25 protein-coding genes are annotated in these 21,781 nt (G+C 73.7%); 14 read left to right on the top strand and 11 right to left on the bottom strand.

What is annotated here, in order from left to right; translation table 11 throughout:
* Nucleotides 1-80: 80 nt before the first annotated feature.
* The 5 genes from ACFO4E_RS10560 to ACFO4E_RS10540 all read left to right on the top strand — a co-directional run bounded on the left by ACFO4E_RS10560 (nucleotide 81) and on the right by ACFO4E_RS10540 (nucleotide 4,839).
* Nucleotides 81-710 carry a hypothetical protein gene (locus ACFO4E_RS10560; RefSeq protein WP_378573382.1) on the top strand — a complete coding sequence of 210 codons (630 nt, stop codon included), beginning with the start codon at nucleotides 81-83 and terminating at the stop codon, nucleotides 708-710.
* 106 nt (nucleotides 711-816) lie between these two features.
* Nucleotides 817-1,131 carry a hypothetical protein gene (locus ACFO4E_RS10555; protein ID WP_378573380.1) on the top strand — a complete coding sequence of 105 codons (315 nt, stop codon included), beginning with the start codon at nucleotides 817-819 and terminating at the stop codon, nucleotides 1,129-1,131.
* A gap of 80 nt (nucleotides 1,132-1,211) precedes the next feature.
* On the top strand, nucleotides 1,212-1,691 hold the full coding sequence (locus ACFO4E_RS10550; RefSeq protein WP_378573378.1) for a hypothetical protein: 480 nt from the start codon (nucleotides 1,212-1,214) through the stop codon (nucleotides 1,689-1,691).
* 79 nt (nucleotides 1,692-1,770) lie between these two features.
* On the top strand, nucleotides 1,771-3,000 hold the full coding sequence (locus ACFO4E_RS10545; protein ID WP_378573455.1) for a site-specific integrase: 1,230 nt from the start codon (nucleotides 1,771-1,773) through the stop codon (nucleotides 2,998-3,000).
* Between the two features lie 147 nt (nucleotides 3,001-3,147).
* Nucleotides 3,148-4,839 (top strand): hypothetical protein, encoded by a 1,692-nt coding sequence (locus ACFO4E_RS10540; RefSeq protein WP_378573376.1) that lies wholly within the window; start codon nucleotides 3,148-3,150, stop codon nucleotides 4,837-4,839.
* Between the two features lie 446 nt (nucleotides 4,840-5,285).
* Here the strand turns inward: ACFO4E_RS10540 and ACFO4E_RS10535 are convergent, their stop codons facing one another.
* Nucleotides 5,286-5,819: a hypothetical protein gene (locus ACFO4E_RS10535; RefSeq protein ID WP_378573374.1), complete on the bottom strand. Its 534-nt coding sequence runs from the start codon at nucleotides 5,817-5,819 to the stop codon at nucleotides 5,286-5,288.
* A gap of 223 nt (nucleotides 5,820-6,042) precedes the next feature.
* Here ACFO4E_RS10535 and ACFO4E_RS10530 point away from each other — a divergent pair, with 223 nt between their 5' ends.
* Both ACFO4E_RS10530 and ACFO4E_RS10525 read left to right on the top strand, forming a co-directional pair.
* On the top strand, nucleotides 6,043-6,462 hold the full coding sequence (locus ACFO4E_RS10530; protein ID WP_378573372.1) for an ankyrin repeat domain-containing protein: 420 nt from the start codon (nucleotides 6,043-6,045) through the stop codon (nucleotides 6,460-6,462).
* A 475-nt stretch (nucleotides 6,463-6,937) separates the two neighbouring features.
* Complete coding sequence (locus tag ACFO4E_RS10525) at nucleotides 6,938-7,912, top strand: EamA family transporter (RefSeq protein ID WP_378573369.1); 975 nt, start codon at nucleotides 6,938-6,940, stop codon at nucleotides 7,910-7,912.
* A 141-nt stretch (nucleotides 7,913-8,053) separates the two neighbouring features.
* On the opposite strand, the gene ACFO4E_RS10520 is transcribed toward ACFO4E_RS10525, so the two are convergent.
* A complete protein-coding gene (locus ACFO4E_RS10520) occupies nucleotides 8,054-9,391 on the bottom strand; it encodes an amino acid permease (RefSeq protein ID WP_378573453.1) in 1,338 nt (445 codons plus the stop codon).
* Nucleotides 9,392-9,735: 344 nt separating this feature from the next.
* On the opposite strand from ACFO4E_RS10520, the gene ACFO4E_RS10515 reads away from it, so the two are divergent.
* A complete protein-coding gene (locus ACFO4E_RS10515; RefSeq protein ID WP_378573451.1) occupies nucleotides 9,736-10,692 on the top strand; it encodes an ATP-dependent DNA ligase in 957 nt (318 codons plus the stop codon).
* 131 nt (nucleotides 10,693-10,823) lie between these two features.
* Here ACFO4E_RS10515 and ACFO4E_RS10510 read toward each other — a convergent pair whose 3' ends face one another.
* Genes ACFO4E_RS10510 through ACFO4E_RS10500 form a run of 3 tightly spaced genes read right to left on the bottom strand, consistent with a single transcriptional unit; the run spans nucleotide 10,824 to nucleotide 12,176 of the window.
* Nucleotides 10,824-11,231, bottom strand: coding sequence for an SAM-dependent methyltransferase (locus ACFO4E_RS10510; protein WP_378573367.1), 408 nt, complete (start codon nucleotides 11,229-11,231; stop codon nucleotides 10,824-10,826).
* Between the two features lie 25 nt (nucleotides 11,232-11,256).
* Entirely contained in the window at nucleotides 11,257-11,808 is a 552-nt protein-coding gene (locus ACFO4E_RS10505; RefSeq protein WP_378573365.1) for a nuclear transport factor 2 family protein, read from the bottom strand.
* Nucleotides 11,805-12,176, bottom strand: coding sequence for a hypothetical protein (locus tag ACFO4E_RS10500; RefSeq protein ID WP_378573364.1), 372 nt, complete (start codon nucleotides 12,174-12,176; stop codon nucleotides 11,805-11,807). The genes ACFO4E_RS10505 and ACFO4E_RS10500 overlap by 4 nt, the downstream gene beginning before the upstream one ends.
* Before the next feature lie 147 nt (nucleotides 12,177-12,323).
* On the opposite strand from ACFO4E_RS10500, the gene ACFO4E_RS10495 reads away from it, so the two are divergent.
* Complete coding sequence (locus tag ACFO4E_RS10495; RefSeq protein ID WP_378573362.1) at nucleotides 12,324-13,118, top strand: helix-turn-helix transcriptional regulator; 795 nt, start codon at nucleotides 12,324-12,326, stop codon at nucleotides 13,116-13,118.
* A gap of 147 nt (nucleotides 13,119-13,265) precedes the next feature.
* Here the strand turns inward: ACFO4E_RS10495 and ACFO4E_RS10490 are convergent, their stop codons facing one another.
* Nucleotides 13,266-13,472, bottom strand: coding sequence for a hypothetical protein (locus ACFO4E_RS10490; protein WP_378573360.1), 207 nt, complete (start codon nucleotides 13,470-13,472; stop codon nucleotides 13,266-13,268).
* 68 nt (nucleotides 13,473-13,540) lie between these two features.
* Here ACFO4E_RS10490 and ACFO4E_RS10485 point away from each other — a divergent pair, with 68 nt between their 5' ends.
* Nucleotides 13,541-13,750 carry a hypothetical protein gene (locus ACFO4E_RS10485; RefSeq protein ID WP_378573358.1) on the top strand — a complete coding sequence of 70 codons (210 nt, stop codon included), beginning with the start codon at nucleotides 13,541-13,543 and terminating at the stop codon, nucleotides 13,748-13,750.
* Between the two features lie 410 nt (nucleotides 13,751-14,160).
* Here ACFO4E_RS10485 and ACFO4E_RS10480 read toward each other — a convergent pair whose 3' ends face one another.
* Together ACFO4E_RS10480 and ACFO4E_RS10475 are read right to left on the bottom strand one after the other, a co-directional pair.
* Nucleotides 14,161-14,367: a hypothetical protein gene (locus ACFO4E_RS10480; protein WP_378573356.1), complete on the bottom strand. Its 207-nt coding sequence runs from the start codon at nucleotides 14,365-14,367 to the stop codon at nucleotides 14,161-14,163.
* 130 nt (nucleotides 14,368-14,497) lie between these two features.
* Nucleotides 14,498-15,046: a TetR/AcrR family transcriptional regulator gene (locus ACFO4E_RS10475; RefSeq protein ID WP_378573354.1), complete on the bottom strand. Its 549-nt coding sequence runs from the start codon at nucleotides 15,044-15,046 to the stop codon at nucleotides 14,498-14,500.
* 85 nt (nucleotides 15,047-15,131) lie between these two features.
* Here ACFO4E_RS10475 and ACFO4E_RS10470 point away from each other — a divergent pair, with 85 nt between their 5' ends.
* Complete coding sequence (locus ACFO4E_RS10470; RefSeq protein WP_378573352.1) at nucleotides 15,132-15,881, top strand: alpha/beta fold hydrolase; 750 nt, start codon at nucleotides 15,132-15,134, stop codon at nucleotides 15,879-15,881.
* A 281-nt stretch (nucleotides 15,882-16,162) separates the two neighbouring features.
* On the opposite strand, the gene ACFO4E_RS10465 is transcribed toward ACFO4E_RS10470, so the two are convergent.
* On the bottom strand, nucleotides 16,163-16,573 hold the full coding sequence (locus tag ACFO4E_RS10465; RefSeq protein ID WP_378573350.1) for a hypothetical protein: 411 nt from the start codon (nucleotides 16,571-16,573) through the stop codon (nucleotides 16,163-16,165).
* 247 nt (nucleotides 16,574-16,820) lie between these two features.
* On the opposite strand from ACFO4E_RS10465, the gene ACFO4E_RS10460 reads away from it, so the two are divergent.
* Together ACFO4E_RS10460 and ACFO4E_RS10455 are read left to right on the top strand one after the other, a co-directional pair.
* Nucleotides 16,821-18,092 carry a sensor histidine kinase gene (locus ACFO4E_RS10460; protein ID WP_378573348.1) on the top strand — a complete coding sequence of 424 codons (1,272 nt, stop codon included), beginning with the start codon at nucleotides 16,821-16,823 and terminating at the stop codon, nucleotides 18,090-18,092.
* A complete protein-coding gene (locus ACFO4E_RS10455; protein ID WP_378573346.1) occupies nucleotides 18,089-18,751 on the top strand; it encodes a response regulator transcription factor in 663 nt (220 codons plus the stop codon). Before ACFO4E_RS10460 ends, ACFO4E_RS10455 begins: the two co-directional genes overlap by 4 nt.
* A 21-nt stretch (nucleotides 18,752-18,772) precedes the next feature.
* Here the strand turns inward: ACFO4E_RS10455 and ACFO4E_RS10450 are convergent, their stop codons facing one another.
* Together ACFO4E_RS10450 and ACFO4E_RS10445 are read right to left on the bottom strand one after the other, a co-directional pair.
* Nucleotides 18,773-19,402 carry a DJ-1/PfpI family protein gene (locus ACFO4E_RS10450; RefSeq protein ID WP_378573344.1) on the bottom strand — a complete coding sequence of 210 codons (630 nt, stop codon included), beginning with the start codon at nucleotides 19,400-19,402 and terminating at the stop codon, nucleotides 18,773-18,775.
* A 49-nt stretch (nucleotides 19,403-19,451) separates the two neighbouring features.
* Nucleotides 19,452-20,474 carry a GlxA family transcriptional regulator gene (locus ACFO4E_RS10445; protein ID WP_378573342.1) on the bottom strand — a complete coding sequence of 341 codons (1,023 nt, stop codon included), beginning with the start codon at nucleotides 20,472-20,474 and terminating at the stop codon, nucleotides 19,452-19,454.
* Nucleotides 20,475-20,804: 330 nt separating this feature from the next.
* Between ACFO4E_RS10445 and ACFO4E_RS10440 the strand changes: the two genes are divergently transcribed.
* Nucleotides 20,805-21,740 (top strand): dihydrodipicolinate synthase family protein, encoded by a 936-nt coding sequence (locus ACFO4E_RS10440; protein WP_378573340.1) that lies wholly within the window; start codon nucleotides 20,805-20,807, stop codon nucleotides 21,738-21,740.
* Nucleotides 21,741-21,781 lie beyond the last annotated feature (41 nt).

Below are 21,781 nucleotides of genomic sequence, written 5' to 3'. Positions count from 1 at the left end.
TCACCGCGTTGCTCTTGATCAACGGGCGCGCGGGGAGTTGGATGGTCACCATGGCATCCGTCGACCCCGACACTCCCCCCTTGTGCCCGAAAGTGATCCTCGAAGGCACGCGCCTGACCAAGAAGACCGACCTGGCCTTCGCGCTCAACGAACACCCCCGGGTGGTCGGGCCGCGCAAGTACCGGTACCACTCGCCGCTCATCTCCGGCGAATGGAGCGGCTTCACCAACCGGGCGTGGGGCAGGAGCCTGCTCGACTACGGCGATGCCGAGGAGGCCGCGGCGCTTGAGGCCTACCGCACGTGGGTGCGCATGTTCGAGCTCCAGCGGTACTATTCGTGGATCGTGGACCGGTTCCATTTCTCCACGCAGGTGACCCAGGAGCGGCTGGGCCGCAGGGCGCACGACTTCACGTGGCTGGAGGAGCGCCTCCAGCCGCTCGGATTCGCCGTCGTGCTGTGCACCCGCGCCGACTCCTCGTTCCCCGCCGCCCGCGAGGAACGCCTCAAGATCTCCGGCAACCCCGCCCAATACGATGACCTCGACGTCTTCATGCGCGAGCAGGCCGACCTGCGCGAGGTCGCCTCCCGCAGCCGGCTGCCCGTTCTGGAGCTCGACGTCGCGGGGCGGAGCGCCGGCGCTCTCGCCGACGAGGTCGCCGACTTCCTCCAGGAGAACGATCTGCTCCGCAGCACCGACCGACCCGACTGAAGGACCACCCCGACACCGTGCCCGTTCCCCCCGATCACCGACCACCGCCCACCCGAGCCGCGCCCGCGGCGGCCGACGACACCGCTGGGAGAAGGTGCGTTCCCCGTTGACGCCGATTGAGAACGGAGACGCCACCGGCCGCAACACCCGCCACCCCCGAGGGGTCCGGGTCACCGCCGCGCTGCTCTGCACCGCCTCCCTGGTCCTCGGGCCGGTCGGCTACGCCCAGGCGATCTCCTCCGACACCGGATCCGCCGCCGAGTGGTTCACACTCGGCTTCGGCGCGTCGGTGGGCCTGCCGCTGCTGGCCGCCGCCATCACCACCGTCGCCGGCGACCGCCGGGCCGCCCTGTGGTCGCTGGCGACCGTCGGCTGGCCCGTCGTCTACGTCGTCGTCATCCACGTCCTCGCCGCAGGGTGAACCGGGCACCGGCCCGCGCCCCCTAGGGTGTGAGGCCGGGCGGCCCGCGACCAGGGCCGCAGCGCCGACCCGGAGGACCCGTGTCTCCCAAGAAGAAGAACCCCCGCAAGCCCAAGGCCGCGCCGGCGGCCGGGCCGCGAACAACGGGGGCCGCCGACCACCCGCCCGCCCCCGCCCCCGGCGGGCGCACGGTCAGCCGCACCCCGGTCGTCGTCGACGACCGCCGCCGCTGGCCGGTCGCGGTGTGGATCGGCCTCACGCTCGTCTGGGCCCTGGGGTCCCCGCTGTTCTTCCTGCTCTACCTGGCCGAAGGCTTCGCGATGCTCGCCCAGGAGGAGATCACCGACGCCGCCCGGCGCGCCACCGCCTCCTACCTCGTCGCACTGCTGGCGTGCGCGCTGGTGGTCCCCCTGGCCGGCGCGGTGGCCGCCGCGGTGCTGCGCCGCCGCATCGCCGCGATCCTGTTCGGCGTCGTCCTGCTGGGCTCGGGGATCGCCCTGTTCTCCATCGCGCCGCCCGGCGAGATCGCCGAGGCGCTGCGCGGCTCCTTCGGCGGCTGATCTTCCCCTCGGCCGCCCTGCCTTCCCGCGCCCGGGGCCCGGCGCTGCGCGGGCCCGCCCGGCGCGCCGATGCGCGATGATGGCCACTGTGAGCGAAGACGGCGACGTGATGGAGATCGTGCCCGCCGAGGTGCGCGACCGGCTGGCCGAGGGCGCCCACGGCGTCCTGGTGGACACCCGCGCCCTGGAGGACGTGCGCCGGCGGTTCGACGACGGGCAGGCCGCCGCCCTGGGCCGCTACCTCGCCTCCGCGCAGTCGCCGAACACCCTGCGCGCCTACCGCTCCGACTGGGTCGCCTTCGGCGCCTGGTGCCTGGCCGAGGGCCGCCGCTCCCTGCCCGCCGACCCCGTCGACGTCGCGGTCTACCTCGCCGCAGCCGCCGACACCCTGCGCGAGGGCGACCCCGCGCGCTGGGCCCTGTCGCCGGCCACCCTGGAGCGCAAGGCCGCCGCGATCGCCGCGGTCCACGGCGCCCACGGCCTGGCCTCGCCCACCCGCGCCGATGTGGTGCGCATGACCCTGCGCGGCATCCGCCGGCGGCGCCGGGCCCGCCCCCGGCGCAAGCGCCCGGTGGTGCTCGCCACACTGGAGGCGCTGCTGGAGGAGCGGCCCGCCCACGGCCACCCCACCGGGGCCGCCCGCCGCCGCGACGCCCTGCTGCTGCTCACCGGCTTCGCCGGGGCGCTGCGCCGCAGCGAACTGGCCGCCCTCAGCGTCGACGACGTCGCCGTGGAGACCGACCCCCGCAGCGGCGAGCCGCTGCTGCTCGTCGGCCTGGGCGCGACCAAGACCGACCAGGAGGCGCGCCACGCCCAGCAGGTGGCGCTGCCCCGGGGGCGCCGGGCGGCGACCTGCCCGGTGTGCGCGTTCGCCGATTGGGCCGACCTCCTCCGGGTGCACCACGACGGCGGCGCGCCCGCCGTGCGCGGCTTCCTGGAGGCCGAGCCCGCGCCCGGGGCGGCTCCCGCCCACCGCTGCCACACCTACACCGGGACCGGCCTGGCCGACGGCACCGGCCGCCCGCTGTTCCCGCCGATCGACCGGCACGGCCGCGTCGCCGACCGCCCCATGACCGGGCGCGCGGTCGCCGACCTCGTCAAGCGCTACGCCGAACGCGCGGGCCTGGACGCCGACGCCTACAGCGGCCACTCCCTGCGCTCGGGCTTCGCCACCCAGGCGGCCCTGGGCGGGGCGGCCGACCGCGAGATCATGCGGCAGGGACGCTGGACCAACCCGCGCACCGTCCACGGCTACATCCGCACCGCCGACCCCTTGGACGACAACGCGGTCACCCGGCTCGGATTGTGACCTCGGATCGGGGACGCCGGCCCGCCGCACCGCGCAGCGGGCCGCGCGGCCGCGTGCGGCGGTGACGGCGCGGCCGCCTCCGGTGTGACGTTCCCCCGCAACCTCCCAGGTGACCCGTTCCTGTCTGTTATGTGGCAAGATGCCGGAGTGATCGATGAGTTTCGCGCCGCTTTCCAGGAACTGATCGACGCCTCCGTTGCAACGGATCCGCACCAGTTCCCCACGGCCGTCCACGCGGTCTACAACCTGGCCTCCCAGGTGCCCGTGGACGAACGGGAACTCGCTCTGGAGGCGCTCGGACCCATCCTGGCCGGCGGACACACCGCCCCCGGAATCACCGCCGACCTCGCAGTCGTCGCCGGCGCCTTCGTGGAGATGGGCTCCACCCCGGGCGGCACCGGCGTGGACGTCATGCGGCTGCTGCGCACCATGGGCCAGGGCGCGGCGGTCTTCCTCTACGCCTGGGAGCGCACCGGCGGGGGAACCCCGCCCGACCCCGACGAGGTCACCGCCGCCGCCGAGGAGCGCGTCGCCGCGGAGCTCGGCGAGGCCGCCCCCACCGCCACCATGTGCTGGTGGACCATCCGCCGCTACGGCCTCGCCGCCAAGACCATGCTCAGCGAGCCCGCGGTGCGCGCCGCCATGCGCGCCGACTCAGAGCTCAGCGCCGAGCTGGTCGCCATCTCCAACCAGCTCTCCAACGCCCTCACCGAGTTCGACGAGGTCCGGGCGCTGCTGCGGATGTCCGAGGCCACCTCGGCCGTCGTCCTCGACCGCGCCTCGCGGCGCGGCTTCCGCGTCCTCTTCGACGGCATCGGCGACAACTTCCAGTTGCACACCCTGCTCGCCGACGCGCTGGTCGGGCCCGAGGGCCGGGGCCTGGCGGGGGAGCGCCCCGACCCCCGCTGGACCGCCTCCTTCCGCGACGCCGACCCCGACCCCGACGCGCGCGTCGTGCGCGGCTGGTGGAACCTGGTCGCCCTGGACGGCTCCTGGGTGTGGAACGAGGGCGTGCCCGCCGACATCCCCACCTCCGAGGGCGAGCACCTGCTCATCCTCGACGAGCAGCCCTACCCGCGGTCCTGGAGCGCCGGACGCCGCCACCCGCACGTGCGCGGCTGGCTGGAGGTCGAGGCCGAGCTGCCGGCGGAGGAGGCGGAGCGCTGGTGGCGGCGCACCACGCCGTCGTCCCCGTCGGCGTCGGCGGCCGCCCTCGCACCGGCGGCGGACCCGATCGGCCTGCCGGCCCCGCCGGTGGCCCCGGCGGACACGCCCCTGGCCGATGCGCTCTCCGACGCCCACCGGCCGGCTGACCCCGAGGACCTCGGATCCGGGCCCTCGGCCACCCAGCAGGTCTTCGGGTTCATCGACCCGCCCGCCGAGCGGGCGGAGCCCGCTGCGGCCGAGTCGCCCGGTCCGGGAACCGGCCTTGGGATCGGGCAGGAGGCCGGTCCGGGAACCGGTCTGGAGACCGGGCGGGAGGCCGTCGACTCCAGCGGCGGCCGCGACGCCTTCGACGACCTCGATGCCCGGCAGGCGCCGTTCGGGGACCTCCCCCCGGCCGCCGGACCCGCCCCCTACCTTCCCGAGCGCGAGGAGCCGGAGCCCTCCTCTCCGGCGCCGGCGCTCGAGACGGAGGTCCTGGACCCGCAGGACCCACCGGCCTCGGGTGCGGGCGGCGCCGGGCCCGAGCCGCGCCCCGCCGCAGAGGGCGACGAAGCACAGGCCCGGGAGGCAGAGGACGACGACGCACCCGCCACCCCGCCGGGCGCGGCACTGCTGCCGCCCCTGCCGCCGGGGGTCTCCGACAGCTCCGGCTGGGGTCCGTCCTGGCTCTGACCTGTCGGCCGGTTCCCCGGATCCCTTAGTCGCCGTGGGGCGCGTCGCGTGCCCCACGGCGTCGTCGTGTGTACCGCCGGGCCCGCGCCGGGCGGAAGGGGAGGGCGGGCGCGGTGCGCTCCCGGACCGGTGCGGGGCCGCGGGGAGCTCCGGAGCGTCCTCATCCCGGGTACAGGGGTCGCGGGGAGCGATGAGCGCCCTGTACGCCCGCTGGGGGCCGGTGGGGAGTCCGCCGGGGCGGACCGCGTGCGGATCGCCGCGTCACCGGCCGCAGGGACCGTGGGGAGCCGTGGGGCGCGCGATGTGCCCTGCGCACCAACGGGGGAGCGCCGCGGGGGAGCTCCGGCCGGGGCGGCGCGGTGCCCGGCTCAGGAGGCGTCCGTCGCGGCTCAGGGGAGGACGCGGTGTGGCGCGCCCGCGCCGTTCAGCCGCCGCGGCCGCGCGCCTCAGTCGGCGCGGACGGCCGCGCCGCGCGGCTGCGGAGCTGTCGCGGCGTGGCGGGGAGCGCGGTCGCCGTCCTCGTAATCTTCATCGTAAAGGCCGTCGAAGTACTCCTCCTCGGTCACGGGGTCCCTACGACCCTTCCCGGTCCACCGCGCCCCGACGAACAGCGGCATCACCAGCACCAGGCTCAGCGGAAGGTAGAGCCCCAGCGACGCCAGCGTGAGCGCGCCCTCGCGGCCCGGGACCGAGGGCAGGAGGTCCAGCAGGTCGGGGCGGAGCATGGCGACGGTGGTGGCGCCGATGAGGGTGAGTCCGGCGATGCCGGGTACCAGCGGGGTCAGCCGGGGCGTGACCAGGGCGACGCCCAGCAGCAGCGCCACGCCGCCCAGGACGCCGAGCGTGAGCAGTTCGCCCGTTGTGGGGATGCCGCCCGCGTCCTCGGCGGCCCGGGCCAGGCGGGGCAGGACCCACCCGGTCGCCAGGATGACGACCGGGGCGAGCATCAGTCCAACAAGGAATCCGATGAAATGTCGCACAGGGTGCTCCTCTCAGATCGAGCAAGCACCATAGCGACATTCACCCCCAAATGGGCATACCGGTCACTCCGGGTGCCGTCGCGCAGCGTGCCGACAGAACCGCGCGCGGCCACCCCGCCTGCGCAGACGATCGCACAGTTCCGGCGGACGTGGCCGAGAACTCCCGGTGTCGTCACGGTACGTGGCCGCGCGCTCGGGGGCGTTGGGTCCTAGTGTGGAGACCGTGAGTGACGCCGACCCGTCCCCGGGACCCGCCGATGACCCCGCCCTCGTCGAACTCGCCGGCCGGCTCTTCGGCTACGCCCGCTCCGGCGACACCGACGCCCTGGGCGCCTACCTCGACGCGGGGGTCCCCGCCGACCTCACCAACGACAAGGGCGACACCCTCGTCATGCTCGCCGCCTACCACGGCCACGCCGCCACGGTGGCCCGCCTGTCCGCGAGCGGCGCCGACGTCGACCGCCTCAACGACCGCGGGCAGTCCCCGCTCGCCGGAGCCGTCTTCAAGGGCGAGGACGAGGTCGTGACCGTCCTCCTCGAAAACGGCGCCGACCCCCGGGCCGGCACCCCATCGGCACTGGAGGCCGCCCGCATGTTCGACAAGGCCGACTACCTCCACCGCTTCGAACCCGACACCCCATGACCCCCGCCGCGCCGCGCGCGGCCGGGCGCCCGCGGCTCCCCGGCCCCGCGGTCGGGGAGCCGCGGGCCCTGTGCCGCCTTGCTCGCCGGCAGGGCATACGGTGCCGGGAAAGGCCATCGCCGCCGGCTCCCGGGTACGGGAAGGCGTCGTCCGGACCGCCCCGCCTGCCCGGGACCGGGCCACGACGTGCGCCGGGGCCGCGTGGGGGAAGCAGAGTTGAGAGTCCAGAAGTGCCGGCCCGCGCGTCGCCTGCCGGCCGAGCACGGCAAGCCGAATCGGCCGAAGGATCGCCGTTGGGCGCACGCCCACGTCTCTGACAAGGGGGCGCCCGGGTGCCCGGGTGAGGGCCCGCCCTGTTGCGTCGGAGGCGGCGGGGCCCGTCTCCTGTCGAGGCTGGTATCCGGCGCGGCGGGGGGCGGTGGTTATGCTCGCGCCATGACCCACATCCCATCATCGGCTCTCGCCGTATGCGTCAATGGCACCGACTGACGCCGGCGGGCGGCACCGGGCCTCCGGGCTGGCGTTCGCCTGCGCCTCCGCTCTGGCCTTCGGCGGATCCGGTCCCTTCGCGCGCCCACTGATCGACGCGGGGGTCGACCCCCTGCACGTCACCTGGCTCCGCGTCACCGGGGCGGCGCTGGTCCTGCTCCCGGTGGCCGTCCGCCACCGGCGCGTCCTGCGCACGCACCCCTGGCTCCTGCTCGCCTACGGGGTCTTTCCCATGGCCGGCGTCCAGGCGTTCTACTTCGCCTCGATCTCGCGCATCCCCGTGGGCGTGGCGCTGCTGATCGAATTCCTCGGCCCGGTCCTGGTCCTGGGCTGGATCAGGATCGTGCGCCGCCACCCGGTCTCGCGGGCGGCCACACTGGGCGTCATCCTCGCCGTCGCCGGGCTGGCCTGCCTCGTGGAGGTCTGGGCCGGCGTCCGGCTCGACGCCCTGGGCCTGGCCCTCGCGCTGGGCGCGGCCGCCTGCCAGGCCGGCTACTTCCTCCTCGGCGACGCCGCGGGTGACGAGGTCGACCCGCTGGCGGTGATCTCCTACGGGGCGCTCATCGCCACCGTGCTCATCACCGTCATCGCCGCGCCCTGGAACCTGCCCTGGCACCTGCTGGCGGGCGAGGTCGAGATCGCGGGCGCGACCACCTCGGCGCTGGTGTCGCTGGTGTGGCTGGTGGTGGTCTCCACCGCGGTCGCCTACGCGCTGGGCGTCGTCGCGATCCGCAGGCTCTCGCCCGCGGTCGCCGGCGCCGTGGCCTACCTGGAGGTCGTCACCGCGATCGTCCTGGCCTGGCTGATGCTGGGCGAGGCGCTGAGCGTGCCGCAGATGATCGGCGCCGCGATCGTGGTCGCCGGCGCGTTCATCGCCCAGACCTCGGTCCCCGGCACCGCCGCGGTCCCGTCCCCGTCCCCGGTTCCGGACACCGAGCCCTCCGCGCACCCCGGCCCCTGACCCGCCCTCCAACACACGGGGGCGGACGGCCTGTGCCGCCCGCCCCCGACGTACGGGCCGCCCGCGACGGTGTCCGCCGTGTCCACCGCCGGCAGCGTCCGCCCGACGCGCGGGGGCCGTCTTGGCCCCCGCACCTCCGAATCAGCCGCTGTCGACCGCGCTCGCGCTGACCGGTCCGCGGCCCAGCGCACGGCGGAGCTCGTAGGCGACGAGGACCACCGCGACCGACCCCAGCGTGGTCAGCAGCGGCCCCCGCTGCTCGGGGATGACCGCCATCGCCACGGCGACGGCGGCCAGGCCGACCAGGGTCGCCCAGCTCAGGTAGGGGAACGCCCACATGCGGAACGTCAGCCGCTCGGGCTCCTCCCGCCGCAGCCGCCGCCCCATGACCAGGTGCGACGCCATGATGGTCAGGAACAGCACCAGCAGGATCGCGCCGATCGAGGCGACCAGGAACGGGAACACCGTGTCGGGCCACAGGTAGTTGCCCAGCACCGACGTGTATCCCACCACCGTTCCCAGCAGGATCGTCCGGGTCGGCGCGCCGCGCCGGCCCACCTTCGCCAGCGCACGCGGCGCGTCGCCCTGGAGGGTGAGCACGTGCAGCATCCGCGACGACGTGTAGATCGCCGCGTTGAGCACGCTCATCACCGCCACGAACACCACGATCTCCATGATCAGGGGCGCCGCCGGGACCCCGACCGTCTCCATCACGGCCACGAACGGGCTGCCCGTCACGTCGGCGGTGTTCCACGGCAGCACCGCCACCACCACCAGGATCGAGGCGATGTAGAACAGCGCGATCCGCCACAGCACGTTGGTGGTGGCCCGCGCCACCCCCCGCTGCGGTTCGTCGCTCTCGCCGGCCGCGATGGTCACGATCTCCACGCCGCCGAACGAGAACAGCACGACGACGACCGCGGCGAACACCGACACCCACCCGTTGGGGGCGAATCCGCCGTGGGTCCAGAGGTTGTCGAGGGTCGCCCCCTCGCCGCCGGGCCACAGCCCGAAGGCGTAGAGGGCGCCCAGGATCAGGAACGCGACGATCGTGCCCACCTTGATGAGGGAGAACAAGGTCTCGGTCTCGCCGAAGGCCCGCACCGAGATCAGGTTGGCGGCGGTCATCACCACGACCAGCAGCAGCGACAGCAGCCAGCCGGGAGCCGGCACCCACGACGACAGGATCGCCGCCCCGGCCACGGCCTCGGCCGCCACCAGCACGCTGTAGAGCCACCAGTAGAGCCAGCCGATGGCGAAGCCCGCGCGGGGGCCCAGCGCGATGCGCGCGTAGTCGGAGAAGGAGCCGGCGGCCGGGCGGGCCACGACCATCTCGCCCAGCGCGCGCAGGGTGAGCAGGACGAGCGCGCCGGCCACGGCATAGGAGACGACCGCGGCGGGTCCGGCCGCGGCGATGACGGCGCCGGAACCGATGAACAGCCCGGCGCCGACCGAGCCGCCGATGGCGATCATGGCCATGTGCCGGCGCTGGAGGCCGTGGGCGAGCCGCGTCGCCGCGGAAGGGGTGGGGTCCGCCCCGCTGGGCGGCGTATTGTCCGAGGTCACGCCCATTGAGGGTAGAGGGTCGCGCCGCCGGATCGCGCACCGGCCACCGCACTGCGGGGGAGGGGAGCCCTCGCCGCGGGCCTCCGCGGCGGCCTCGCAGCCGTGCGGATCGGGTGCGGGCGGATGGGAACGGGCGCCTGCTCCGGGGCCGCGGCGCCGTCGCCGGGACCCCTGCGGCGGGCTCCGGTGCGATCGAGGAACCGGCCCGGTGCCCGGATAGGACGCGGGGATCGGGATAGTGGGCCCGCGTGGAACCGATGCTCGCCCGCGCCGTCGACGAACTCCCCGTCGGGGAGCACTGGCGCTACGAACCCAAGTGGGACGGCTTCCGCTGCATCGCGGCCAGGGACCTGCGGACATCGCTGTCCGCCAGGTCCGGCGGCAGGCTGGACGGGCGGTTCGCCGAGCTCCACGACGCCGTGCGCCTCGCGATCCCGCCCGACACCGCCCTCGACGGCGAGATCGTGCGGTGGTCCGGTGAGCGACTCGACTTCGACGCGCTCCTGCGCCGCAACGCCGCCGACACCCGCCGGGCCAAGCGCCTCGCCCAGGAGGAGCCGTGCCATCTGGTCGTCTTCGACCTGCTGCGCGAGAAGGGCACGGATCTGACGCGGCGTCCGCTCTCCTACCGCCGCGGGCGGCTGGAGGAGCTGTTCGCGTGGCTGGTCGAGCCCCGGCTGATGCTCGGCTGGCAGACGCGGGATTCCGGCGAGGCCATGCGGTGGTACGAGGAGATGGCGGGTGTCGGTGTGGAGGGGCTGATCGTCAAGGACGAGCGCAGGACCTACCGGGCGGGCCGGCGCGACTGGCTCAAATTCAAGCGCCGCGTGACCACGGAGGCGATCGTGGGCGGCGCCGTGACCCGGCCCGACGATCCGCGGATGCTGGTGCTGGGGCGCTACGACGACGCCGGGGAGCTGCGGATCGCCGGCCAGACCGTGGAGCTCACCCGCGAGCAGCGCGACGAGATCGCGCCGCGGCTGCGCGGGGCGGGCGACGACCACCCCTGGCCGAGCACCCTCGCGTCCTCGTGGGGCACCCGGGAGCGTCTGGAGTACCGGCGCGTCGAGCCCACGGTCGTGGTGGAGATCCAGCCGGACGCGTCGATTACGGGGACCCGTTGGCGCAATCCGGTGCGGCTGACCCGCGTACGACCGGATCTGACCCCCGGCGACGTACCGCTCGGGCTCGATCTCGAAAAGGACTCCGGTTGAGGGGCGCGGTCCCCCTCGCGGCGATCGGCAGGGCCGGGCGCCGGCCATCGATCGCGCGGTGGATGTCGTTGAGCAACGGCCGCGTGTCACCCGTCGACGACGAGGTCGGTCCCGGCGGTCTCGAAGCGCCACTACCCGGGCGTGTGAAAAGCCAGGACCTCCCACCCCACTCCGGATCGCAGATACTCCGGGGCACCACCGAGCTCGCGCAATTCGCGGTGCGGGGACGGCACGGCGATCGACAGCTGACCGCCTGTCTTGAGGAACTTGCCGATATAGCCGACGTAGAGATCATCAGAACCGAAGTAGTGGTACCTGTCCACGGACAGGACCGCATCGAATTGTTCCGATTCGAACGGCAAGTCATGCGCTTCGGCGCGCACGGCGTGGACTTGGTCGCCGACGCCTGTCTGATCGAACCGCGCAGCGTTCTCCTCGGCCGGGATCCACAGCTCCGAGGCCCACACTTCGACGCCGTGCTCACGCGCTAGGAAGATCGATGCCATAGCCGGTCCACGCCCGAGATCGAGGACCTTCATTCCGGGCCGGAAGGCACCCCCCTGGCTATCGGCCGGATCGAGAGGACCGCGTCGGCGAGAGCATCCGCCCGACGGCCCGGAGAAGTGACCGGAACTCGGCATGGTTCGGGCGGACGCCCAGCCGGGCGTACATCATCACGTCGCCGTACTCGGCCATGCGCACGATCTTGCCGTCGGTGACGTCGAACCGAGTCAGGTAGGTGTTGCGATAGGGCGCGCCGGTGCGGGCAACGACCATGTCACCGGTGCCGAGGAAGAAGACCTCGCGACCGTCGGGGCTGACGGTCCACTGGTGGTCGCGCCAGACCAGCGGGTCGAACTTGTCGAAGATGCCCCTGGTGTACCCGAGCACCTCCTCTCGGCCGCTCACGTCTGCGACGCAGAGACCCCGGCGACGGCCGGCGATGATGTCCGCGACACCCTGGTCGCTGGTCACTGCGTTCGAGTGCATGAAGAGCTGCTCGGCGCCGTCGCTGAGGGTGTCCTCGACGGCGTCGATGTCCTTCGCCTCGACGGCCCGGATGAACTCCTTGGCGGTCTCCAGTGTCGCGCGGGTGGCGGGTCGGGGGCCGGTCATGACCGCTCCTCCTTCGCGCCCACGACGGCGGTCGTGGCGTCCCAGGACAGCAGCGGTTCGCCGATTGCCGGTGGCATGCCGAAGGACGCGAAGCGTGGCGTCCACCAGCGGGTGAAATCCGACTCGTACGCAAGGAGACGTTCGGAGAACGTAGCCGGGTCGATGCCCTTGTCGAACTCCAGAGACACGATGAACTCTGCGCTGCCGTCCGGGTTGGGCTGCAGCCACATGCGTTCCCGGTGGTAGCCCACGACCCGGGCTCGGGTGCCCAGGCCGTCGAGGTGCTTCTCGTTCAGCTCGGCCAGCAGGCTTCTGAACTCCTCGACTCGGTCGGCTGGGATCGGGAACGTCCACGCCGTACTGGCCATGTTTCCTCCGATGGTTCTGGTGCCGCGGAAAGCGGTACACCATCGAGGATGCAAGGCTCCGCGACGGGGAGGAACGCCGCGCTGAAACTAGTACTGCCAGTGTCACCACGGAGGAAGGACGTGTCCGTCCTGGGGAAGAATGGGCCCATGGCGAGCAATGATCGGAGCGATCTGGCGCAGTACTTGAGACAGCGCAGGGCGGCGATGACGCCGCCGGACCTGCACGGTCAACCCAGAAGTTCTCGGCGGCGCGTGTCAGGGCTTCGCAGGCAGGAGATGGCCGATCTGACGGGGATCTCCGTGGAGTACTACACGCGTCTGGAACAGGGTAAAGCTCCTCGACCGTCGCGTGAGATCCTCACGGCTCTGGCGCAAGGCTTCGCTCTGACAGGGCCGGAGCGCGCCCACCTGTTCCGGCTGGGAGGCGAGTCTCCGCCCGAACTACCCACCCCCGACTCGGTCGTCCGCCCAGGCCTGCTGCGGATGCTCAAGGGACTGGACGAGACGATGCCGGTCACGGTCCACGACGGTCGGCTCGACCTCTTGGCCCGCAACAAGCGCGCAGCTGAACTGCTGCCGCCCGCCGACGGGACCGGCCCCTTCGCGCGCAACCTGGCCTACCAAGCTTTCGCGACCACCTTCCTCACTGATCTGCTCGGTGACAGTGCTGAGCAGTTCCTGCGCGTCGCGGCCGCTGAGCTGCGCACCGCGCTGAGCCGGTACCCCGAGGACGACTACCTCCGCAGTATGCTCGCGGAGCTCACCGCTACCAGCCCAGTCTTCCGCGACTACTGGGAGCGCGGCGAGGTCATCGCGTCGCGGTCGGCGACCAAACAGCTGCACCACTCCACTTACGGCCGGGTCAGCTTCGACATCGAGCTCCTGCACGACCCGGAACGAGACCACTGGGTCATGCTCTACACACCCCGCGACGACGCCTGATCTTTGGCGCATTGGGCGCCCGGCAAAGGGTGCCGTGCTGACTCAGGGTTGTCACACAACCGCAGCATCACGACCCGACAACAGAATTGCTTGGGCAGGGCTACGGCAACTTGTCGGCTCAGCGACCCGCGGTGCGCCGCGGGTTGTTTATCGTCCGCAGGGGAACCCCGACCGCGACAGTGTTCGGCGGATCACCGGCAGGAAGTCCATGAGGAAGGCGGTCTCGCTGGTCACCGTCACCGGTGGGCCCGCGGCGGCGGCTTCGTCGGCCCAGGCCCCGGCTGTGGTGCGGCCGAGTCCGTCGTGCACGTGGCCGTGGTGGCAGGCTACCGCCAGCGCCAGCCACCGCTGCACCTCGGTCAGGGTCAGCGCGGCCGCGGCGTCGCTGTCGTAGGCGCCGCGCTCGGCGATGCTGGGCCGACGTGGACGGGGCCCCGGTCGCGGTGGACTTCCGGGACGGCCGCGTCATCCCCTCACCCCTGACCGCCGAACGGCTTGAGGAGGCGGACTCCGGCGCCTCCCACGACCTGACCGCCACTCCGGGCGGGATCGTCCTCGCCCAGGCGGGCACGATCCTCCACCCCTCAGAGAACGCCACGGTGATGTTCGGCCCAGCCGCCCTCGCGGAATGAACCGCCGCGCCGGGCCGCTCGTTCAGGCCCCGGTGCGGCGTAGGATCGGCCGCCCGCGTCCGACCATTTCGATCAGCCGGATCCGGTCGCCGCCGCCAAGCCGATCTCGTGGCCCGGAACGGCTGAGTGATTGAGCGCGAGGTCGTGGAAGTCGCGGCCGAGGAGCACGCCGTGGAGCCCTGAGAGGTCGTGGTCCCGTGCGCGGCCGGCCGCAGGCAGTCCACGGAAACCGGGTCGGAACCACCAGAGGCGAGCAGAACCACCGGGGCTTCCCGCACCCGCGTTCACGGCCCAGAGAGGGCCGTTCACGTTGAAGGACCCGGCGGATATGTGCGATCGACCCGGCTGGGTGAGTGTCCACGGCCCGAGGGGGCGTCCATGTTGAACGAGCCGTGTGCGGTGGTCGGCCGTCAGGCGGCGGCACCGACGCGGGTCCGGTGGCTGGCCGCGAGGGCGGGGCTGTGCTCGGCGAGGTCGTCGGCGAAGGATGTGGCCTGGTCGACCAGCAGCGGAAGGCGGTGGTCGTCGTCGAGGTCGAGGAGCACGGTTGTGGCCGTCTCCGCGGCTCGGTCGGGGTCCTGGGGCGGGAGGTAGCGGGCGCGTTCCAGCAGGATCACCGTGCGGTCCGGGTAGGCGTCGCGATATAACTCAAATGCGGCCGCTGGGGCGGTGGTCCAGCGCAGCGGGGCACGCCACGTTCGCCCCTCGGCGAACCGCGGTCGGCGACGGCTGCTTGCGCGGGGCGTCTCAGCCGACGGGGCCGGCGACCAGGCCGGCGCGGAGCATCCTGACGTAGGCCTCGATCGCGGCGCCCTGGCGGTCGGCCGGGTGCTCGCTGATCGCGTGGATCAGGCCGCACAGGAGCTTGAGGAGGTTCTCACCGGTCAGGGCCGGTTCCGGGTCCGCCTGCTCGAGTAGACCGGTGACCGCGGCGACCAGTTCGGTTTTGGCCTGAGCGAGGGTCGGCGTCTCGTCGTCGCCGCTGATCAGCACCTCGAACAGGCCGGGGCGCTCCAGGGCGATCCGAAGGGCCGAGCTGAGGAACCCGATCAGTGACTCGCCCGCGTCGGCGCCCCGGGCCGCCGGCGCCGCCAGGCCGACGAGCTCGCGCACGGCCTCCTCCAGCACGGCCTCGAGCATCGCGCGCTGGGTGGGAAAGACCCGGTAGACCGTACCCACTCCCACGCCGACGCGGCGCGCGAGCTCGTTGAGCGTGAGCCCGGTCTCGCCGGCCGCGACCGCCTGACGGGCCTCCTCGAAGATCCTCTGCCTGTTGCGTACGGCATCTGCGCGCATACTCTCCCCGAACTCGATGTGGATAGATTATCAGCTTCCGTGCTACGGTGAAGTGGATAGGTTATCCATTTACTCAGGAGTCGTCATGACCGTCGCCTTCGTGCACGGAGTCCCCGAGACGCCGACCCTCTGGAACGGCATCCGTTCCCGTATCGAGCGTCCCAGCGTGGCCCTGAGACTGCCCGGCTTCGGCGGCCCGCGCCCGGCACACCTGCGGGGCAAGGAGGACTACGCCGCCTGGCTGGCCGACGAACTCCGCGCGATCGGCGGGCCGGTCGACCTCGTCGGACACGACTGGGGCGCACACCTCACCATGCGGGTCGTCTCCGCCTACGACGTGCCGGTGCGCAGCTGGGTCTCCGACGTCGCGCACGGCTGGCACCCCGACTACCGGTGGCACGACGCCGCCACCCTGTGGCAGACGGCCCCCGACGGCGAGGAGTCCCTGGCCTCGCTGCGCGCGGCCCGTCCCGGCAGCGGCGGCACCTTCGGCGACATCCTCCAGTCACGGGGCATGAGCGCGGAATTCGCCAAGGAAGTCGACGGGGCCCACGACGAGGAGATGAGCGCCGCCGTCCTCACCCTCTACCGCTCCGCCTGGCCCAACTTCGACGCCGATTGGGGCAAGGACTTCACCGGCCCCGCCAAAGCGCCCGGGCTCATCCTCGCCCCCAGCGGTGACCCGATGGCCAACCTGTCCCAGGACCAGGACATCGCCGAGCGCCTCGGCGCGCACTTCACCGAACTCGAGGGCCTCACCCACTACTGGATGCTCCAAGACCCCGACCGGGGCGTCCGCGCTCTGCGCGACTTCTGGGACGCCCTGCCCGTCTGACGGCCCCGGACTCCGCTCCCGAGCACGCCCCCGACCGCCGAGGCAGGTGGCGATCGCGTCGCGGCGCCCTCGGCGGGGGGTCGGGATCGGGAAGCCTCCCGACAGCCCCGGCCAGGTTCCCAATGGCCTGGAAATCAGGCGGGCGAGGGAGGTCGACCGCCCGCCTTTGCGGTGGCGATCGGGCATGGGCGGGGCGTGCAGGTCCACGCCGGGCCCAGGGGTGCCGCGCGGGCGCGGTGCTCGGCCGACCTCCCTCGCCCGCCTACCGCCGGAGCGGGAACTCAGCGGCGAGTGCTCGGCGCGTGGGCGTCGAGGGCTCCCGCGCCGGAGTGCGGGACCCCACGGCGGTCGCGGACCCCGGGCTCCGCCGCCTCCGGCGGCCGGGGCGTCGGACGCGGAAGGGGCGGCGCCGCCAGGGGCGTCACCGCGGGCGGAGCCGATGCCGCCGCGGCCTCGCGGGGCTCTTCCTGCGGCGACAGGCGCAGCGCGGCGCCGGCCTCCTCGTCGGTGAGGATCCCCGCCAGCACCGCCGCCTTCAGCACCTCGCGGGCGCGCAGGAAGTGCTGGCGCGGGCGGCCCGGAGGCCGGTCCAGCCGCTCCTGCCGCCACAGCGGCTTCAGCGCCAGGTAGGCCTGGGCATCGGTGACGCGCCCGTCGTCCAACGCCGCCACCAGTTCCTCACACGCGCTCACGTTCGTCGCCCCCTCGTACCGCCGGCGCCGTCATCGACGCGCCCGCGCACGGTCCCCCGGAACACCGCCCACGTCAGGACGTGGTGCGGCGAAATGATCTCCCGAACCCTAGCGTTCCCCACGTGCGGCCGAGCGCGCTTTCACCGAATCGCGGGCCAACGGTGGCCGATCCGTCACAATCGGACACCTCGCCGGCCTCCCCCGGCCGGGGGAGGCGGGCGGCGCCGGGGCGTGTCACGATCGACACGTGCCGGCCATCCGATCCGTGTTCGCCCCTCTCGTGAGCGCGACCACCTACACCCGCTGGGTCTACCTGATCCTCGGCGGCGCGGTCGGCCTGCCCTACCTGCTGGCCAGCCTCGTGCTCGCCACCATGGGCGCCACCGCGGGCCCCGACTACACCGACCTCGGCGCGGGCGGGTTCCTGGCGGCCACCGCCCCCGCGGTCCCGCTGATCGCCGCCACCGCGTGGATCCCCGGCGCCCGCACCCTCGAAGGCCACATCACCCGCACGCTGCTGCGCGGCCCCATCGCCGACGAGCCCATCGCCGAGCCCGCCTCGGGGCGCTCCCGCCTGCGCACCGGGGCCTGGCTGGTCCTGCACTTCGTCGTCGGGTTCGCCGCGTGCCTGGCGACGATGGTCGCGCTGACCGAATCCGCGCTGCTGGCCCTGGCCGGCGTCACCGGCCGCTCCTCCTCCGTCCTCGCCCTCACCGGCTCGCCGATCCTCGGAGCCGGGCCGCTGTCGCCCCTCCAGCGGCTGCTGGCGCCCGTCATCGGCGTGCTGGTGCTGCTCGCCCTCGTCGCGCTCATGGGCCTGACCGGTGCCGCCCTGGCCCGCGCGGCCCCCCGCCTGCTGGGCCCCTCGGCCGCCGAGCGGCTGGCCGCGGCCCAGGACCGGGCCGCGGCGCTGGCGGAGCGCAACCGCCTGGCACGCGAACTCCACGACTCCATCGGCCACGCCCTGTCGGTGGTGGCCCTGCAGGCCGGGACCGCCGCCCGGCTCCTCGACAGCGACCCCGCCTTCGCCCGCCGCGCGCTGGAGGCGATCGCCGACCAGGCGCGCACCGCGACCGACGAGCTCGACCACGTCCTGGGCCTGCTGCGCGAGGAGCGCCGCCCCGGCACCGCGCCGCAGCGCTCGCTCACCGACCTGCCCGGGCTCATCGACGCCACCCGCGCCATCGGCGCCGATCTCGACGCCCGCGTGGACGGCGACCCGGCCTCCGTGCCCGGCGTCGTCTCCCGCGAGACCTACCGGATCTGCCAAGAGGGCCTGACCAACGCTCTGCGGCACGGCGGCAGGGTCCCCATCACGCTCACCCTCGCCATCGGCGGGGACCGGCTCACCGTGGAGATCACCAACCCCAGTGCGGCCGCGCCCCGCCGCGCCTCCGGAGGGCGCGGACTGCGGGGCATGCGCGAGCGCCTGCGCCTGCTGGGCGGCACACTGGACGCCGGCACCGAGGGCGGAACCTGGCGGCTGCGCGCCGCGATCCGCTGGGGAGGACACCGATGACCACCGTCGCGCTCGTCGACGACGAAGACCTCATCCGCGCGGGACTGCGCGCGCTCCTGGGCGCCGAGCCCGACCTCGACGTGGTGGCCGAGGCCGGCGACGGCGCAGGGGTGGTCGACCTGGTCCGCCGCCACCGCCCCGACGTCGTCCTCATGGACGTGCGCATGCCGCGCCTGGACGGCATCCAGGCCACCCGCAACCTGCTGGCCGCTCTCGACGACCCGCCCAAGATCATCGTCGTGACGACCTTCGAGAACGACGACCACGTCTACGGGGCCCTGCGCGCCGGCGCCGCCGGGTTCCTGCTCAAGCGCAGCCGGCCCGAGGACATCATCGGAGCGATCCGCCTGGTGGCCGGGGGAGACTCGCTGCTGTTCCCCGCCGCGATCCGCGGCCTGGCCGCCGCCCACGCCGCCCCGGCGACCCCGGCCGCGCACGCGATCGCCACGCTGACCGAGCGCGAGGCCGACACCCTCGCGCACATGGCGCGCGGTCTGTCCAACGCCGAGATCGCCGCGGAGATGTTCGTGGGCGTGCAGACCGTCAAGACCCACGTCTCCGGCATCCTCGCCAAGCTCGGCGTGCGCGACCGCACCCAGGCGGTCATCGCCGCCTACGACTCCGGGCTCATCCGCCCGGGCGGCGGGTCGGCGGCCTGACCCGCCGCGGGGCTCCGCTGCTCAGGCGCCCGAGAGGATCCGGTCCAGCGCCTCGACCATCTCGGGCCCCGCGTCCTCGGCCCCGACGGGGGTGAATGGCGGCTCCGGCGCGTACTCGATGAAGAGCTGGATCGCGCGCGCGGTCTCCTCGCCCCACAGCCGCGCCGCCAGCGTGAGCCCCATGTCGATGCCCGCCGAGACGCCCGCGGCGGTGATGACGTCGCCGTCGACCACCACCCGGTCGGTGCTCACCTCGGCCCCCAGCTCGCCCAGGAGGTCGCGCGCGCCCCAGTGGGTGGTGGCGGCGCGCCCGGTGAGGATCCCCGCCTTGGCCAGGAGCGTCGACCCGGTGCACACGGAGGTCGTCCAGGTCGCCGACGGATGGGCGGCGGCCAGCCAGTCCACGAGTTCGGTCTCGTCCTCCAGGACGCGGGCGAACTCCCCGGAGCCGGGGACGACGATGACGTCGGGTCGCGGCACGTCGGCGAAGGCCGCGGTGGCCGTCACCTGGAACCCGGTGTCGCAGGCCAGCGGCCCGGTGCGGGCCGCGATGTAGTGGCAGTCCACCCCGGGGACGTGCGCGAGGACCTCGTGGGGGCCGGTCATGTCGAGCAGGGTCATGCCCGGGTACAGGGCGAAGGCGATGTCCATTGCGGATCCGTTCTCGTCTGGTGGCAGTAGTGGCCGTGGTGGCCGTCGATCAGGTCGGGGGGCGGGTGGTGGCGCCGGCCACCGCGGGGGAGGGGAGGCGGCCGCTGGAGTGGAACCGGTCGCGGTAGGCGCCGGGCGGCACCCCGAGCTCGCGCAGGAACGCGCGCCGCATCGTCTCCGCGGTGCCGAACCCGCACCCGCGCGCCACCGCCTCGATGCCGTCGGCGCCCGACTCCAGCAGGGCGCGCGCCGCCTGGACCCGGGCGCGCTCCACATAGCGGCCGGGCGGCACCCCCACCTCGCGGGTGAACCGGCGGGCGAAGTGCCGCTCGCTCATCGCCGCCCGCCGCGCCAGGGCGGGAACCGACAGGTCGTCGGCCGGTGCGGCGTCGATGTGGTCGAGCACTGCGCGCAGTGCCCCGTTGCCGACGCGCCGGGCCTGGGTCCACGCGCTGAACTGCGACTGGCCCCCGGGGCGGCGCAGGAACACCACCAGCCACTTGCCGGCCGTGCGTGCGACGTCGGCGCCGTGGTCCTCCTCGACCAGGGCGAGCGCCAGGTCGGTTCCGGCGCTGACCCCCGCGGCGGTCACCACGGGCCCGTCGCGCACGAAGATGGCATCGGGGTCGACCCGCACGCCGGGGTGGGATTCGGCGAGCCGTGCGCAGTAGGACCAGTGGGTGGTCGCCCTGCGGCCCTCCAGCAGCCCCGCCGCCGCCAGGACGAAGGCCCCGGTGCACACGGAGGCGACCCGCTGCGCCCCCGCCGCGAGCCGGCGCAGGTGGTGCAGCAGGACGGCGTCCGCGGTGGCGGTCGTGTAGCCCCACCCGCCCACCACCAGCAGGGTGTGCGGGGGAGTGGAGACGGCCGCGAGGTCGGCGTCCACGCCCACCCGGATGCGCGACGTGGTGGTGACGTCGCCGCCGCCGGGGGAGGCGAGGCGCACGCGGTAGCCCCCGCCGGTGACCCGGCCGGCCGCGTCGAACACGTCGACGGGCCCGGCCAGGTCGAGGAGCTGGATGCCGTCGTAGACGACGATGACCACCTCGCGCGCCGTGCCGTTGGACTCCATGCGGCCAGTATCGGAGCGCGTCCGGGGTGGCGGCAATGACGGGTTGCCCACGGATTCGGACACGCTTCGTATGGGCCGTCGCACGGTCTCCCGAGGACCAGGGGATCGGGGAGGATGGCTACAGGATCGCGCGGGGAGGCGCTCTCCGCCGGCCTGCGTGACTGGCGCGGGGGGGTCCTCGTCCTGACGGCGGCGCGTGACGGTGCCGTTGCGGGGCGGGCCCACGAACTCTGAACTGGAACTTCAGATCTGAAGTTCCAGAAGTTAGTATGGTCGCCATCGGGCGTGCCCGGATCGGGAGGTGCGCACGGGATCGGAAGGGGATGCCCAGTGGCGGCAGCACAGCAGCAACCGGACCTGCACGGGATCGTGGCGACCGTGGTCACACCGTTCGACGCGGCCGGGGAGATCATCGAGGACGCGCTCCGCGAGGAGGTCCGCTACCTCCTCGGCGCCGGCGTCACGGGCATCTGCGCGTGCGGCACGACCGGCGAAGGCGAGACGCTGTCCGCCGAGGAGAGCGCGCGCATCTGCGACATCGTGGTCCAGGAGGTCGCGGGCCGCACGCCCGTGGTCGCCGGGATCATCCAGAACTCCACCGCCCAGGTCATCCGCTACGGCCACGCCCTCAAGGCCGTGGGGGTCGACGCGCTCCAGGTGACACCGGTCCACTACCTGTGGGCCCCCAGCGCCGACGGCACCGTGGAGTACTACCGCCGCATCGGCGAGGCCGTCGACCTGCCCCTGGTCATCTACAACGTCGTCCCCTGGGCGCTCATCGGCGCCGACACCGCCGAACGCCTCGCGGACCTGCCGCACGTGGTGGCGATCAAGCAGAGCGGCGGCGACATGCACCTGCTCGCCGACCTCGTGCACCGCCTCCGCGACAGGATCACCATCCTCGCCGCCGTGGACGACCTCCACCTGCCCGCGTTCCTGCTCGGCGCGCAAGGCGCGCTCGCCGCCATCCCCACCATCACGCCCCACCTCTCCGTGGAGCTGTGGGAGGCGTTCCAGCGGGGTGACCTCGACCGCGCCCGCGCCCTGCACGAGCAGATCCTGCCCGTATGGCGCAGCGTCGAGGGCCCCAACCAGCCCGCGCTCATCAAGGAGGCGCTGCGGCTCCAGGGGCGCACCCCCGGCATCCCCCGCCACCCCGTCACCCCAGTGGGGGCGGCGGAGAGCCGGCGCATCGCGGCCGCCCTCGGCAAGGCCGGCCTGCTCAAGGAGCAGCCCTTGAGTGCCGAGCCGGCGACGACCGCGTGACCGCCCATCCCGCCCAGGGCGGTGGCCCGCCGGCCCTCCGC

Source organism: Nocardiopsis mangrovi, assembly GCF_042653925.1.
Lineage (GTDB): Bacteria > Actinomycetota > Actinomycetes > Streptosporangiales > Streptosporangiaceae > Nocardiopsis_B > Nocardiopsis_B mangrovi.
This window is presented reverse-complemented; position numbering and strand designations above follow the sequence as displayed.